This window comes from Globicatella sp. HMSC072A10 (assembly GCF_001811625.1).
Lineage (GTDB): Bacteria > Bacillota > Bacilli > Lactobacillales > Aerococcaceae > Globicatella > Globicatella sanguinis.
On the sequence record NZ_KV805820.1, the window covers coordinates 6997 to 23557 of the forward strand.

The window sequence follows — 16561 nt, forward strand, 5'->3', positions numbered from 1 at the left end:
ACGAAGCGAAATTTATTTAATTTTCTACTTCTTGCCCACTCCCAAAAACAGCCCTTTTTGAGTAGAATTTTCATTTTCATAAAATTTCGAAAAATTATTCGCAAAACTTGATAAATTCTTAATAATTAAGCAAAAAATGTCTCAAAATAAGACACCGGCCTGTGAATAATAAATTTTCATATTAAATAAGGTAATGGAAGTATGATATTCAAGTCATTTCACAAGCCAACGAACCGACATGCATCAAAATATGAATGAAGCAAAGAGTGTTGTTCTGTTTAGTAAAATAGTCTTGTATCCTTGCACAAGTCAAAACTGAAAAAAGATTACCTCAATAGCTTTTGTAACTGGGGAAAGTTATATGCAACAAATTGGGTAACCTTAATGGGAGTGGGCAAGAAGTAGAAAATCAGTGGGTTTTTACTTCGTCTGCCCACTCCCTAATTTCGATGATGATTTCTTTGATATCATAATTAGCAATAAAGTTTGAAACAAAAAACAGTTTGATAATTTACATCATTTTTTTATCGATTATTTTGTTACCGTTAACAAACCCTATCCTCTCAATGTTACCGATATCATTATGAGATTTTAACTAGTAAATAAAATTTTAAATTGTTATTATTTAGGTAAACGATTACAACTCATGAGAGGTAAATGGAGGTATTAAGAAATGACCGGTAAGAATAACCTAGAGGTAAGACGGGCGAAGTTATCGCAGAAAGTCGAAAAATTTGGAATTCGTCGTTTTAAAGTTGGGACTGCTTCGGTATTAATTGGTGCAGGCTTATTTTTTAATGCGAATTTTGTTTCTGCTCAGACAGTGACGGATGGCACATTGAGTGATTCAGCTGAGAGCGCCTTAGTAGCGGATGCTAATGATACAGAAGCTGAAGTACCACTATTGGATACAGCTGTAATATCAGAAGTTAATGCGGATGCTATAGAGGAAACACCAGTAGTAGCGGAATCGAATACTGAGACAGTTGAAGAAGAAGCACCAACTGAACTAGCAGAGACTTCAGAAGCAGAGTTAGCAGAGACTTCAGAAGCGGAGATTGCTGAAAGTGTCGAAGAGTCTACTCAAATACCTGAAACAACTTTAGTAGATACAAACACTGCCGTTGAGGATGAGTCAATCAATGATGCTACGACAGTCAATGAACCTGTTACTTTATTAGCAGAATCAGATGAAACATCCATTTCAGAAGAAGTGACGGAAGATTCGACACCAGTAACATCTAATACAGATGAAGCAGTCAATACGTTCGCTAGCAATGAAACGGTAAGTGTAGCAGCTGCAACCAACAACACGGCAACGGCTGTTGAACCAATTGAAGAAGGCATGATACGCCTACACTTTGAAAATTTACCTGAAGATAAAATTGGTACTTTAGGTATTTGGTATTGGGGTGGTGTAGAAAACGAATCAGGTAATCATCCTGAAGGTTGGCCGAAGGGTGCAACGCTCTTTGATCCTAATAAAAAAGATGAATACGGCTATTATATTGATATTGCTCAATCTACTAATCCAGCTGACATTGGTTTCTTATTATTAGATACGGCCGGTACTGATGATGATACGATTAAAATTACGCCAACAGATCAAACGGTTAAATTATTAACTGGTGAAATGAATGAAGCTTGGATTGATGCTGACTTCCAAACAAATAGTTATCAACCACTTAAAGACGAAAATGTTCTTAGAATTAATTATCTTCGTTCAGATAATAATTATGAAAATTTAGGTGTTTGGTCTTGGTTTGATGTAGAAAACCCACCACAAAATTGGCCAACAGAAGCTTTAATGTTTGAACAAGAAGGTCAATATGGTCGCTACGTTGATTTACCACTATCGCAAGGTCTTGAGTCTAGTATTGGATTTTTAATCGTCAATACAGCAGATGAATCAAAACCTTTAACTGATTTAGTTTTTTCTGATCGTAAAACACATAGTCAAATATTCTTACGTGATAATGATCAAACCGTTTATACTAATCCATACTTTGTTGCTGAAAATAAAGTAGACCCAAGTACAGCGACACCTGGAGTCCATAATGTTACAGTAGAAGCAAGTGTTAATAAGGAAGTGGAATCCAATCATTTTGCATTATTAGATGTGACCATTACCAATCCTGATAATGCTGAGATTAAGCAAATTATAGCGGATACTTCTGCGTTGGGGACGAGTGCTGAAGTTAAAATTTCTCCTGAATTAAACCGTGTGACGATTACTGCAACACATGATACCAAACCAGGTGAATATCAAATACCGATTCGTGTCTATGATGCCGATAATGGTTACTATGAAACAACAGCCTCAGTAGTCGTTAAAGAGCATGTAAAAGCTGAAGGTGAATTAGATTGGGATGAACAAGTCATCTACTTTATGTTGACTGATCGCTTCTTTGATGGTGATTCAACTAATAATAACCCCTATAATCTACCTTATGAATCAGCAAAAAACCAAGGCGGAGTCTATCGAGGTGGTGACTTTAAGGGTGTTACAGCTAAATTAGATTACTTGAAAGACTTGGGTGTGACATCGATTTGGGTAACGCCAATTGTTGAAAACATTAAGTATAATGTAGGCGGTACTGATAACGTTGATGAGTTTTATGCTTATCATGGTTATTGGGCAAGTGATTTTGAAAAATTAAACCCACATTTAGGAAGTTTAGCAGATTTCCATGAGTTAATTGATGAAGCAGCTGCTAGAGGCATTAACATCTTAGTCGATGTAGTGTTAAACCATCCAGGATACGGATTAAATAAAGGAGATTCATTACCAGTAGAAGGATTCCCAACAGCTGAAGATCAAGAACGCTTTGATGGTTTAATCCGTCAAGAAGAGGGAATGGATCCAGATACTCAACGTAGCTTAAGTGGCCTTCCTGATTTTGAAACGGAACGACATGAAGTAAGAGAACAATTGGTAGCTTGGCAATCACAATGGTTAGAAAAAGCTACTACAAGTAAAGGGAATAGTATTTATGGTTTCCGAGTTGATACTGTGAAAAATGTGGATAATACAACTTGGCAACACTTCAAGAATGTATTAGCAGAATTAGATTCAGATTTCCACTTAATGGGCGAATCATGGGGAGCAAATTATACCAATGATAATGACGATTTAGGCGAAGGAAAAATGGATAGTTTGTTAGACTTCGGCTTTAAAGAAATTGCTAAACAACTAGTCAATGGCGATTTAACCGGAGCTCAACAAGAATTAATTAATCGTAATGGGTTTATTACCAATGCGGAGTCTCTTGGACAATTTTTAAGTAGCCATGATGAAGATGGTTTTACCTATTCGTTAGGTGGTGATTTAAATAAACAAAAGATTGCTGCTACTATTCAATTAACCGCTAAAGGGTTACCTGTAATTTATTACGGGGAAGAACTCGGTTTAAGTGGTGCTAATAATTGGCCTTATTATGACAATCGTTATCAATTCGATTGGGATAAGGTTGAAGGAAATGCGATGCATGAGCATTATACGAAACTATTAGACTTTAGAAATGAACATTCTGAATTAATGGCGCGAGGAGATCGTACAACTTTAGCCGGTAATAATTCTGAAAAATGGTTAATTGCTAAACGTTCTTATAATGATCAAAGTGCGTATATTGCAACTAACTTAAATGAAACAGCAACACCTTTAACCATTGAAGTGTCAGGAGAAGACGCTGTCTTATTTGATCACTATTCAGGCAACTCTTATAATGCAACACTATCTGAAACAGGTCAGTATGTCATTAATATTGAAGCTCCAGCGATTAGCGACGGCGGAACCTTACTCTTAACGGTAACGAATGGTGACATTATTAATGCCAAATTAACCTCAGAAGAAGAGCCGCCAGTTGAAGAAGGCATGCTTCGAATTCACTTTAAAGAATTACCAGACCAAGCACTTAATACCTTAGGTTTATGGACTTGGGGTGATGTTGCGACGCCATCTGAACAATTAGGATCATGGCCGACCGGAGCAACTAACTTTGGCGAAGCAAGACAAGATGATTATGGCTACTATCTTGATGTTCGTAAATCAAGTTTAGAGGCTAAAAAAATCAATTACTTAATTAATAATAATAAAGGGGATAACATTACTGGCGATCAAAGCATTGATATTATTTCACCAGCGATGGATGAGGTATGGATTGATGCTGATTGGGGTGTTAATTATTATAAACCGATTGAAACTCCGAATACGGTACGTATTAATTACTACCGTACGGATGGCAAGTATGATAATTTAGGTCTTTGGACATGGGGATCAGTTGAAAAACCAGGAGAAAACTGGCCAGACGGCATTGACCTTGACCGTGAAGGTGAATATGGCTATTATGCTGATGTAACATTAAGTGATTTAGCTGAATTAGGATTTTTAATTGTTGATGAATCAACAGGAGATAAAGTTCAAGAACAAGATTTTATCTTTAAAGATTTAGAAAATCACACGCAACTATTCATCCGTGATAATGATCCAAAAATTTATACCAATCCATACTATGTTAGCCAAATTCAATTGAATAGCGCGGAACAATTATCTGAAAATACAATTGAACTCCAATTCTCAAGTACTGAAGGTTTAACTAATGAAGATTTATTAAATGGTTTAAACGTTACGAGTTCAACGCAAGAACCCGTTACCCTTGACTCTGTTGCTATCCAAGAGGGCGGTACTACTGTATTATTAACAGGTGATTTCGCTCTTGCCAATGCACCATTTGGCATTACCTTTGAGGATAAGACAGTTAACACACGTACAGGATGGCGTTTAACTGACGAAGTATATGGTTATGATGGCGATTTAGGAATGACTTTAAATGAAACAGGCACTGTAGCAGAAATGAATCTTTGGTCACCAAGTGCCCAAGAAGTAAATGTGGTTGTTTATGATAAAGAGGATAATAATAAAGTCGTTGGTCGAGTTGCAATGACCGCTTCAGATAAAGGTGTCTGGAATGTTAAGTTAGATGCCGCTAAAGATTTAGGGTTAGAGACTTTAACAAATTATCTCTATCATTATGAAATTATTCGTGATGGGAAAAAATATTTAGTATTAGATCCATATGCAAAATCAATGGGAGCATGGGATAATACGAAACCAATGCCAGTACCAGAAGATGTGGTGAGTAAGCCAGTTGGAAAAGCTGCTTTTGTATCGCCAGAGCAATTAGGACCAAAATTAGATTTTGCCAAGATTGAAGGCTATAAAAAACGTGAAGATGCGATTATTTATGAAGCACATGTTCGTGATTTTACCTCAGATCCTAATATCGCAGATGAATTAACGGCCCAATTTGGAACCTTTGCTGCTTTTGTGGAACGTTTAGATTATTTACAAGATTTAGGCGTAACCCATATTCAATTACTACCTGTAATGAATTATTATAATGTCAATGAGTTCATCAATAACGAACGTTTATTAGAGTATGCGTCAAGCGATTCTAATTATAACTGGGGCTATGATCCACAAAACTATTTTGCATTAACAGGTATGTATTCTGAAGATCCAACTAACCCAAGTAAACGGATTGAAGAGTTTAAGAATTTAGTGAATGAAATTCATAAAAGAGGGATGGGTGTGATTTTAGACGTTGTTTATAATCATACGGCTCAAGTTCACATCTTTGAAGATTTAGAACCTAATTATTATCATTTTATGAAAGCTGACGGTACACCTAAAGAATCATTTGGTGGTGGACGTTTAGGAACCACTCATAAAATGGCTAGAAGAGTTTTAGTTGATTCTATTAAATATTTAGTTGATGAATATAAAGTGGATGGATTCCGTTTCGATATGATGGGGGATCATGATGCGGCCTCTATAGAAGAAGCTTATAATGCAGCTAAAGCGTTAAATCCTAATATTTTAATGTTGGGAGAAGGATGGGTCACCTATGAAGGGGATGATGGTTTACCAGAACAACCTGCTGACCAAACATGGATGCAATTCACCGATAGCGTTGCTTCATTCTCTGATGAAATTCGTAATGAATTAAAATCTGGTTTTGGTAGTGAGGGACAACCACGCTTCTTAACCAATGGTGCGCGTAATTTAGAGTTAATCTTTAACAATATTATTGGACGCCCAAGTAACTTCAAAGCAGATGATCCAGGTGACGTGATTCAATATATCGCTGCCCATGATAACTTAACCTTGTTTGATGTCATCGCACAGTCGATTAAGAAAGATCCAAAAGATCATTCTGACGAAATATTAAGACGCGTCCGCTTAGGAAATAGTATTATTTTAACGTCACAAGGAACACCATTTATCCATTCTGGACAAGAATATGGAAGAACAAAACAATACTTACATCCGGATTATCGTACAACCGTAAGTGATGATTTAATTCCAAATAAAGCAACTTACATGGTTGATGCTGATGGTAACCCATTTGAGTATCCATATTTTATTCATGACTCTTATGACTCAAGTGATGCGATTAACCGTTTCGATTGGGAAAAAGCGACCAATGCTGAAAAATATGCAGAAAATGTGTTAACGCATAACTATACAAGAGGTTTAATTGCAATTAGACGCTCTACCGATGCTTTCAGTCATGACTTAGCAAGTGAAATTGATGAATATGTATCGTTAATTACGGTTCCTAACACAGATCCTAACGCTAGAGTAGAAGCCAATGATTTAATTATTGGGTATCAAGCTAAGGCATCTAATGGAGATATTTATGCTGTTTTCATTAATGCGGATGAAAAAGAAAGAACCGTTAATTTTGGCGAAGCCTTCAAACATTTAGGTGATGCGAAAGTCATTGCTGACGCTAAGCAAGCTGGAACAAGTGTGATTGAAACACCAGAAGGGGTCGTATTAGATAAAGATTCTATTACCCTAGACGGCTTAACAACCGCTATCTTATTGATTAAGAAAGGCGAAGAGATACCAGCGACTGAAATTACTCCAATTCCGGAGATAACCGAGGTCAAAGATGGAGAGGTAGTTCAAGGTCATGAAGTCTCATTAGATGACTACTCAGCATTAATAACTTTACCAGAAGATGCTTATGTTTCAGAAATCGTCGAAGGGATTGACACATCGAACATAGGTAAGCATTTAGCCAAAGTAAAAGTTGTCTTCAAAGATGGCAGTTCACGGATTGTGTCTATTACAATGTTTGTTTTTCCGTCTGAAACACCGATTGAGGATCCTGAAGAAGGACCAGGCCAAGAAGAAGGGCCAGGCCAAGAAGAAGGACCAGGACAAGAAGAAGGGCCAGGCCAAGAAGAAGAAACACCAGGCCAAGAAGGAGAAGCACCGGGTCAAGAAGGAGAAGCACCAGGTCAAGAAGAAGAGGTACCTGGTCAAGAAGAAGAAACACCTTCTAAAGAAAAAGAAACGGATGCTAAAGCCAAACCGATTGAAAAAGTGGAATATGCAGCTGTTTTACCAAATACTGGTGAAAAAGTAAACACATCCATTTTCACTGCAGCTGCTTTATCGGTACTAGTCGGACTAGGTTTAATTGTCAAAAAAACCGAAGAAGAGCAAGAGTAGGTAACGAAATGAGCTAGTTGTAAGCGCAGAAATAGGATTGCGGATGTTGTCTTGACAGTCACTGGATAAATGAATTAACATAAAATTACCTATTAATCGCAACGCAACTAGTAGGAAGTGGGCACTCGAAGGGAAAATCATATGATTTCCTTCTTCTAGCTCACTTCTTTTTTTGTTAATTACAATAGTAAAAACATTTCTTCACAAACTATATCGAATTTTAATTATGTTTCACAAAATCTTCTTTGAAAATTTATGAAATCTATGAAAAATATAACAATTTAAAAGTTGTTTTATAACAGAATAAACAAAAGCCAATGCTTTATTTATGAAAAAGTAAGAGTTTTTATTTAACATATAATTAAAAAAATTAATATGTGGTTCATATCACAAAGTCTATTCAAAGCCTATTATAACAATGATGTAAGCTATATTATACTTGCATTTACGAAGCGTTAGTGATACATTAAATTATGGAAATAGAGATAATAACAGAAATTCGGGCTGTTTTATTTCGCATTAAAAAAAGGAAGGAAAGTGTACAAGTATGGCAAATAAGAACACTACTGTTTCATTCGAAAAGTTATTAGATCCAAATAACTTCGATTTTAGCACTGTACAAATCATCGATGAAGAAGGTAATGTAGTAAACGAGCATTTATTACCTGAATTATCTGATGATGAATTAGTTAAGTTGATGGAGGATATGGTTTGGTCACGTATTTTACATGAACGTTCAACAGCATTAAACCGCCAAGGTCGCTTAGGTTTCTATGCACCAACAGCAGGACAAGAAGCATCTCAATTAGGGTCTATCAATGCGTTAGAACGTGAAGACTATATCATGCCAGGTTACCGTGATGTTCCTCAATTAATTAAACATGGTTTACCATTACATAAAGCATTTTTATGGTCTCGTGGACACGTTGCAGGATCTACTTTTGATAAAGATCTCAATGCTTATCCACCACAAATCATCATCGGTGCTCAATATATTCAAGCAATGGGTGTTGGATTTGGATTAAAACGTGACGGTAAAAATGCAGTGGTTGCAACTTGGACAGGTGACGGTGGTTCATCACAAGGTGACTTCTATGAAGGAATTAACTTCGCTGGTTCTTATAAAGTTCCTGCTATTTTCTTCATCCAAAATAATGGTTGGGCTATTTCAACACCACGTTCATTACAAACAGCGGCGCCAACATTAGCTCAAAAAGCAGTTGCTGCAGGTATTCCTGGTATCGTAGTGGATGGTATGGATATTTTAGCGGTTTACGCCGTAACGAAAGCAGCTCGTGAATATGCTTTAGCAGGTAACGGACCAGTCTTAATTGAAACAATTTGTTATCGTTTCGGACCACATACATTATCTGGAGACGATCCAACTCGTTACCAACCAGAAGGTGTTCAAGACGAATGGCAAGCAAAAGACCCATTAATTCGTTTCCGTAAATACTTAGAAAACAAAGGTTTATGGTCTAAAGAAAAAGAAGACGAAGTGATTGAACGTACACAAGAAGAAATTAAAGAAGCTGTTAAATTAGCTGATCAAGAACCAAAACAAAAAGTTTCAGATTTCTTAAAAAATATGTTTGAAACTCCAGACGTGTTCTTACAAGAACAAATCGCAAAATTCGAAGCAAAGGAGAATAAATAATGGCTCAATTAACAATGATCCAAGCAATTACTCAAGCATTAGCGACAGAATTGCGTAACGATGACCGTACATTAATTTTCGGTGAAGACGTTGGTAAAAACGGTGGGGTTTTCCGTGCCACTGAAGGTTTACAAGACGAATTCGGTGAGGACCGCGTATTCAATACTCCTTTAGCAGAATCAGGTATTGGTGGTTTAGCGGTTGGGTTAGCTTTAACTGGTTTCCGTCCAATTCCAGAGATTCAATTCTTCGGATTCGTTTTTGAAGTAATGGACTCTGTTGTAGGTCAAGCGGCTCGTACACGTTACCGTTTAGGTAATTCACGTCAAATGCCTATTACTTTCCGTGCACCATTTGGTGGTGGGGTACATACTCCAGAAATGCACGCGGATAACTTAGAAGGTTTATTAGCGCAATCACCAGGTATTAAAGTGGTAATCCCTTCAAATCCATATGATGCAAAAGGTTTATTAATCTCTGCAATTCGTGATAATGACCCAGTGTTCTTCTTAGAACATATGAAATTATACCGTTCATTCCGTGAAGAAGTGCCTGAAAAAGAATATACAATTCCTTTAGGAAAAGCGAATATCGTTAAGGAAGGTACAGATGTTTCTGTTATTACTTACGGAGCGATGGTTCGTGAGGCATTGAAAGCAGCTGAAAACTTAGAAAAAGATGGTATTTCAGTTGAAGTAATGGATTTACGTACAGTTTCACCATTAGATTTAGAAGCTATTTTAGCAACAGTTCAAAAAACTAATCGCGTGGTTGTTGTTCAAGAAGCACAACGTCAAGCAGGTGTGGGTGCACGTGTTATTGCTGAAATTTCTGAACGTGCAATCTTAGACTTAGAAGCACCAATCGGATTTGTTGCAGCTCCTGATACTATCTTCCCATTTGGTCAAGCTGAAAAAGACTGGTTACCAAATGCAACAGATATTGAAGAACAAGTACGTAAAACTTACGAATTCTAATAGACTTTATACGAAGCGATTGACGAGAGGTAAACATGTTTTACCTCTTTGGTCAATCTCATTATGACAAATAAAAGGAGACAAAAATCATGGCATTTTTATTCAAATTACCTGAACTTGGCGAAGGTATTGTCGAAGGTGAAGTAGCATCTTGGCCAGTAAAAGAAGGCGACGAGATTAAAGAAGATGACGTTTTAGTTGAAATCCAAAACGACAAATCGGTTGAATCTATTCCTTCTCCAGTATCTGGAAAAATCTTAAAAATTCATGTTCCTGAAGGAACAGTAGCAGTTGTAGGCGATGTATTAGTTGAAATCGATGCGCCAGGTCACGAAGATGAAGCACCAGCAACTTCGCCAGCAGCACCAGCAGCGGCTGAAGCAACAGTTGCAGATTCACAAGCACCAGCAGCAGGCACTTTCCAATTCAAATTACCTGAATTAGGAGAAGGAATTGTCGAAGGTGAAGTAGCATCTTGGCCAGTAAAAGAAGGCGACCATATCAATGAAGACGATGTTTTAGTTGAAATCCAAAACGATAAGTCTGTTGAATCAATTCCATCACCAGTATCTGGTACTATTACTAAGATTGTGGTTCCTGAAGGAACCGTAGCAGTCGTAGGTGATGTACTAGTTGAAATCGCAGCTGAAGGACATGTCCCAGAAGCATCAACAGCAACACCAGCAGCAACTCAAGCGACTGCATCAGCACCAGCTTCAACAACTGCAAGTGCTCCAGTTGCAGCAGCAGATCCTAATCGTCGTGTATTAGCAATGCCTTCTGTTCGTAAATTAGCACGTGACAAAGGAATTGACATCTCATTAGTACCAGGTACAGGTGCCAATGGTCGTGTAACAAAAGCAGACGTTGAAAACTTTGATAGTTCAGCAGCAGTGGCAACACCAACAGCTCAAGTTGCTTCTACACCATCAGCACCAGCTCAAAGTACTGCTGCTCCTGCACAACAAGCAGCACCAGCTAAACCTTATACATCTAATTTATCAGATTTAGAAACTCGTGAACCAATGACACCAATGCGTAAAGCAATTGCTAAAGCAATGGTAACGTCTAAACATACTGCACCACATGTTACTCACTTTGATGAAGTGGAAGTGTCTGCATTATGGGATCACCGTAAGAAATTTAAAGCAGTAGCAGCTGAACGCGATACTAAATTAACATTCTTACCTTATGCTGTTAAAGCATTAGTGGCTGTTGTTAAGAAATATCCAGCTTTAAATGCTTCGATTGATGACGCAACGAATGAAGTTGTATACAAAAACTACTATAATATTGGTATTGCAACCGATACAGATCGTGGTCTATACGTGCCAGTTATTAAAGACGCTAATACTAAGTCAATGTTTGATATTGCGGATTCTATTACTGATTTAGCTGGAAAAGCTCATGAAGGTAAATTAACTGCCGGTGAAATGAACGGTGGCTCAATCACTATTTCTAACTTAGGTTCAGCAGGTGGTAAGTGGTTTACACCAATTATCAACTATCCTGAAGTAGCTATTTTAGGATTTGGTGGTATCGTTCAAGAACCAATCGTTAATGCTGAAGGTGAATTAGCTGTTGGCCGTATGTTAAAATTATCATTAAGCTACGACCACCGTATTATCGATGGTGCAACTGCTCAAAAAGCAATGAATGAGTTCAAACGCTTAATTGCTAACCCAGAATTATTATTAATGGAAGGTTAAGGTGTAAATTATGGTAGTTGGAGATTTCGAAATTGAATTAGAAACAGTCGTAATTGGATCTGGCCCTGGTGGATATGTTGCTGCCATTCGTGCTTCTCAATTAGGACAAAAAGTAGCCATCATTGAAAAAGATTACATTGGTGGTACTTGTTTAAACGTAGGATGTATTCCTTCAAAAGCATTAATCAGTGCAGGACATACTTATCATAATGCTTTACACGGAGATTTCTTTGGTGTAATGGCGAAAGATATTACCGTTGATTTCAAACGTACTCAAGAATGGAAAGATAAAGAAGTTGTTGGTAAATTAACTGGCGGTATCCGTATGTTACTTAAGAAAAATAAAGTTGAAATCATTGAAGGAGAAGCTTTCTTTGTCGATGATCATACTTTACGTGTTATCAATGGTGATTCCGCACAAACTTATACATTTAAAAATGCGATTGTAGCAACAGGTAGCCGCCCAATCGAAATCAAAGGATTTAAATTCAGTGAACGTGTGATTGATTCAACAGGTGCATTAGCATTAACTGAAATTCCTAAAGAAATGGTGGTTATCGGCGGTGGATACATCGGTTCTGAATTAGCAGGTGCCTTTGCAAACTTTGGTACGAAAATTACTATTTTAGAAGGATCAAACCAAATTATTCCGACATTTGAAAAAGACATGGTACAATTAGTTGAATCAGAGTTCAAGAAAAAAGGTGTTGACGTTATTACCAACGCAATGGCTTTAAACTCTGAAATTAATGGCGATCGTGTAACGGTTACTTATGAAGTGGGCGGTAAACAACATAAAGTGGAAGCTGACTACTGTTTAGTAACTGTAGGACGTCGTCCAAACACTGATAACTGTGGTTTAGAAGTTGCTGGTGTTGTGATTGGTGAACGTGGTTTAATTAACGTTGATAAACAAGGACGTACCAATAAAGATAATATCTTTGCAATTGGAGACGCTGTTCCTGGTGCTGCTTTAGCGCATAAAGCTTCTTACGAAGCAAAAGTAGCGGCGGAAGCTATCAGTGGACAACCAAGTGCCGTTGATTACGTTGCTATGCCAGCAGTATGTTTCACTGATCCAGAATTAGCTTCAGTGGGTTATACAGTGGAACAAGCTAAAGAAGCTGGTTTAGACGTGAAAGCTTCTAAATTCCCATTAGCAGGTAATGGACGTGCGTTATCACTAAACGCAACTAGCGGATTTGTTCGTTTAGTAACAACTAAAGAAGATAATGTTTTAGTTGGCGCACAAGTAGCAGGGGCTAACGCTTCTGATTTAATCGCTGAATTAACACTTGCGGTTGAAGGTGGATTAAATGCCGAAGATTTAGCATTAACCATTCACTCACATCCATCATTAGCAGAAACTGTTATGGATGCAGCTGAATTAGCTTTAGGTCACCCAATCCATATTTAATCATTTAAATAAGATTGCAAGCCGAGATTTATTTCTCGGCTTTTTATATTGCCAGTATCATTTAATAAATAATTTTAAACAAATTTGTCAAAATTATTGAAAGAGCGTTATAATACTTGTATCGAGGTGAAAAAACATGAGTCTTAAGCAATATACCAAACCCTATAGCAACACGTATCTACTATCAGAACAAGCAGCCTTGTATCCTGGCTCAAAACAAGCGGATTTGACCAAAGTATTAAAGCTAGTGTTAACGACATCGGATGCTCATGATCAAGCAGTCAAACAGACACTAAATGCGGATGAGTATATCATTAATGATCAGCAAACATGGGTTATTACCCAAAATCGGATGGTGATTCATCAATGGCCAGAGATTAATCAAGAAATTAAAATAAGTACCCATGTGATAGAGGCAAATCGTTTTTTCATCACACGTCAATTTGTGGTGGAAGCTGACGATATAGAATTAATGACTTTATTTTTTCAATTTGCAGCGATTGATTTTATTTCACGTAAGATGGTGAGACTGAATTATGAAACATTACCTGAATTGTTAGATTTAAACGCCGAAATTAAAGTGAATTTTAGCCGATTAAAAGTACCTGAAAATGCGCAAAAAGTAAGTGAAAAGGACTTGGAAATTCTACCAAGTGATATTGATGGCAATCAACATGTTAATAACTTAGTCTACTTGCGATGGGCTTATAATGCAATAAGAGAGCGTTTATCAGCATCAGGTCATGAATTAACCGTTGTAGAGGTTAAATTTGGCAATGAAGTCTTATCGGGACATGAGCCGAAATTGTTAAATTACCAATCAAAACCAAATGAATTTGTACAAACGGATCAAATCATATATAATAAAACATTGGATAAAGAAGCGTGTCATATAAGAATGACATGGAAGAAGGAGAAATAAACATAAATGATTACATTAAAATCAGAACGTGAAATTGAAGCAATGAAAAAATCTGGAGAGTTATTAGCTTCCATTCATGTTGCACTAAGAGATTTCATTAAACCAGGTGTAACGACGGCTGAAATAGATAAGTTTGTTCAAGCAAAAATTGAAGGAGCCGGCGCAGTAGCAGCTCAAATTGGTTATGAAGGGTACGAATTCGCAACTTGTACAAGTGTAAATGATGAAATTTGTCATGGCTTCCCTTCAAATTATAAATTAAAATCAGGCGACATTGTTAAAGTAGACTTCTGTGTCGATTTGGATGGTGCTATTTCAGATAGTTGTTGGTGTTATGCTGTAGGAGAAATTAGTGACGAGCATCAACGCTTAATGGAAGTGACGAAAGAAGCAATGTATCGTGGGATTGCTGAAGCTAAAGTTGGTAATCGCATTGGAGATATCGGGCATGCTATTCAATCGTATGCGGAAGGAGAAGGTTTTGGGGTCGTGCGTGATTTTATTGGACATGGTATTGGTCCAACGATTCATGAAGATCCACAAGTTCCACACTATGGCTTACCTGGAAAAGGTCTTCGACTAAAAGAGGGGATGACCATTACCATTGAACCGATGATTACGACCGGTACTTGGAAAATGAAAATGGATAATAATGGATGGACAGCCCGTACGCGCGATGGTGGTTATTGTGCGCAATATGAACATTCTTTAGTCATTACAGCGGATGGACCCGTATTGTTAACCCAACAACCTGACTAAGAGTCAATGAAGTTTCAATAAAATAAGATTCTTTAAAAAGAAATTGAGTATTGAAGACATTCTCTAATTACTAAATTAATCTAAGCTAGAGTAACATTGATGATTTGAAGCAAAAGCAGCAAAAATTTTAGAATTACGCTTTAAATCCAATTATCCATTGGATTTTAGTGGGAATCATGCCATTTTAAATAAATACTTGTTTTGGGTCAATCAACGATGGTATAAGGCAAGTTGAGACTGGGTAAAGTTTAATGAATGCTTCTTGTTTATTTAACAAGGATGTTCATTTAAATTTTATCCAGCTTTTTTTAAAAAATTAATTATGATAAGTATAATGAGAAATAGATTAGAAGTATCATTAATAAAATGAAATAATGAGAAAATTAGGAAAATATTGATTTAATAAGCTTTCATTAATAAAAAGACGTTAAAAAATACATGTTTTCACATTTTTTTAATTTATTTTTAACTTTACACTTGCTTTTATCGTTTACATCGGTTAATATAACAGTATAAAGTTTTATTTATAAATTTTTTGGAGGGAACATTATGAGAAATTCTTTAAGAAAACTTGCCGGTTTAACATTATCGGCATTAACACTTGGCTCTGTTGTTGCTAATTCATCACTTACCCTTGTTTCTGCACAATCGAATGTTGAATTAGAAACAGCCATAAAAAATGATGCTGAAGAAATTGAAGGTGGTACTTTACGTTATGCATTAGTAGGGGATCCATTTTCAGGTGTGTTAAATAACATGCTATATGAAGGTAACCCAGACGCAACGATTATTGGCCTATTTAACGAAGGTTTGTATGGTTATGATGAAAACTTCACAATTGATGATTCAGGTTTTGCTAAAGTTGATTTTGACGTAGAGAACAAACAAGTTACCATCACTATTCCAGAAGGTCAAAAATGGGACGATGGCGAAGACTTAACAATCGATGATGTTATTTGGCCATATTATGTAGTAGGTCACCCAGACTATCAAGGTATTCGTTATGGCGAAGATTTTGAAAACGTTGTGGGAATGAAAGAGTATCACGAAGGTTCAGCTGAAGAAATTAGCGGTTTGGAACGCGTGGATGATTACACATTAAAAGTAACTTATAACCAATTCCCTAACTCAATGCTTCAAGCAGGTGGTGGGATTTCAAGTTACATTCAACCAAAACATGTCTTCGAAGGTATCGAAGTGAAAGATATGTTAGACTCAGAACCAGTACGTACTAAACCAGTTGGTTTCGGTCCTTTCCGAGTAACCTCAATTACACCAGGTGAAGCCGTTACCTATGAAGCGAACGAATATTATTGGAGAGGTCGCACAAAAATTGATGGTGTTCAATTAGAAGTGGTTAACCAATCAACAGCAATTGCTGAAATGCAAGCAGGTAATTACGATATTGCCTCTTTACCAGCTGACTCTTACGACTCTTATAAAGATTCTGAAAACTTCACTGTCTTAGGTGATGTACAAAATGCCTATACTTATATTGGATTTAAGTTAGGGAAATTAGAAGAAGGCGAAAACGTTCCTGATGAATCATTAGTAGTAGCAGACAAAGCAATTCGTCAAGCAATGGCCTATGCAGT

General features: G+C 36.9%; 8 protein-coding genes. All 8 read left to right on the forward strand.

The features are described 5' to 3' along the window. Positions 1-673: 673 nt before the first annotated feature. The gene (locus HMPREF2811_RS10465) at positions 674-7525 is read left to right on the forward strand and encodes a pullulanase (protein WP_071409279.1); all 6852 of its coding nucleotides are present in this window, start codon (positions 674-676) and stop codon (positions 7523-7525) included. Positions 7526-8072: 547 nt separating this feature from the next. Continuing rightward, a complete protein-coding gene (gene pdhA, locus HMPREF2811_RS10470) occupies positions 8073-9182 on the forward strand; it encodes a pyruvate dehydrogenase (acetyl-transferring) E1 component subunit alpha (protein ID WP_071409280.1) in 1110 nt (369 codons plus the stop codon). Next, a complete protein-coding gene (locus HMPREF2811_RS10475; RefSeq protein ID WP_066125238.1) occupies positions 9182-10159 on the forward strand; it encodes an alpha-ketoacid dehydrogenase subunit beta in 978 nt (325 codons plus the stop codon). The genes pdhA and HMPREF2811_RS10475 overlap by 1 nt, the downstream gene beginning before the upstream one ends. 89 nt (positions 10160-10248) lie before the next feature. Further along, positions 10249-11868 (forward strand): 2-oxo acid dehydrogenase subunit E2, encoded by a 1620-nt coding sequence (locus tag HMPREF2811_RS10480; RefSeq protein WP_071409281.1) that lies wholly within the window; start codon positions 10249-10251, stop codon positions 11866-11868. A 10-nt stretch (positions 11869-11878) separates the two neighbouring features. Then, positions 11879-13285: a dihydrolipoyl dehydrogenase gene (gene lpdA / locus HMPREF2811_RS10485; protein ID WP_071409282.1), complete on the forward strand. Its 1407-nt coding sequence runs from the start codon at positions 11879-11881 to the stop codon at positions 13283-13285. 136 nt (positions 13286-13421) lie between these two features. Further along, positions 13422-14207: an acyl-ACP thioesterase domain-containing protein gene (locus tag HMPREF2811_RS10490; RefSeq protein WP_066125233.1), complete on the forward strand. Its 786-nt coding sequence runs from the start codon at positions 13422-13424 to the stop codon at positions 14205-14207. 6 nt (positions 14208-14213) lie between these two features. Then, positions 14214-14966 (forward strand): type I methionyl aminopeptidase, encoded by a 753-nt coding sequence (gene map / locus HMPREF2811_RS10495; protein ID WP_066125232.1) that lies wholly within the window; start codon positions 14214-14216, stop codon positions 14964-14966. Between the two features lie 549 nt (positions 14967-15515). Further along, the coding region (locus HMPREF2811_RS10500; RefSeq protein WP_246829858.1) for an ABC transporter substrate-binding protein at positions 15516-16561 on the forward strand (1046 nt) is incomplete at its 3' end.

Bases quoted from the DNA above. Each gene is read 5' to 3' on its own strand.
- HMPREF2811_RS10465 (WP_071409279.1), top strand. From the start codon at position 674: ATGACCGGTAAGAATAACCTAGAGGTAAGACGGGCGAAGTTATCGCAG.
- pdhA (WP_071409280.1), top strand. From the start codon at position 8,073: ATGGCAAATAAGAACACTACTGTTTCATTCGAAAAGTTATTAGATCCA.
- HMPREF2811_RS10475 (WP_066125238.1), top strand. From the start codon at position 9,182: ATGGCTCAATTAACAATGATCCAAGCAATTACTCAAGCATTAGCGACA.
- HMPREF2811_RS10480 (WP_071409281.1), top strand. From the start codon at position 10,249: ATGGCATTTTTATTCAAATTACCTGAACTTGGCGAAGGTATTGTCGAA.
- lpdA (WP_071409282.1), top strand. From the start codon at position 11,879: ATGGTAGTTGGAGATTTCGAAATTGAATTAGAAACAGTCGTAATTGGA.
- HMPREF2811_RS10490 (WP_066125233.1), top strand. From the start codon at position 13,422: ATGAGTCTTAAGCAATATACCAAACCCTATAGCAACACGTATCTACTA.
- map (WP_066125232.1), top strand. From the start codon at position 14,214: ATGATTACATTAAAATCAGAACGTGAAATTGAAGCAATGAAAAAATCT.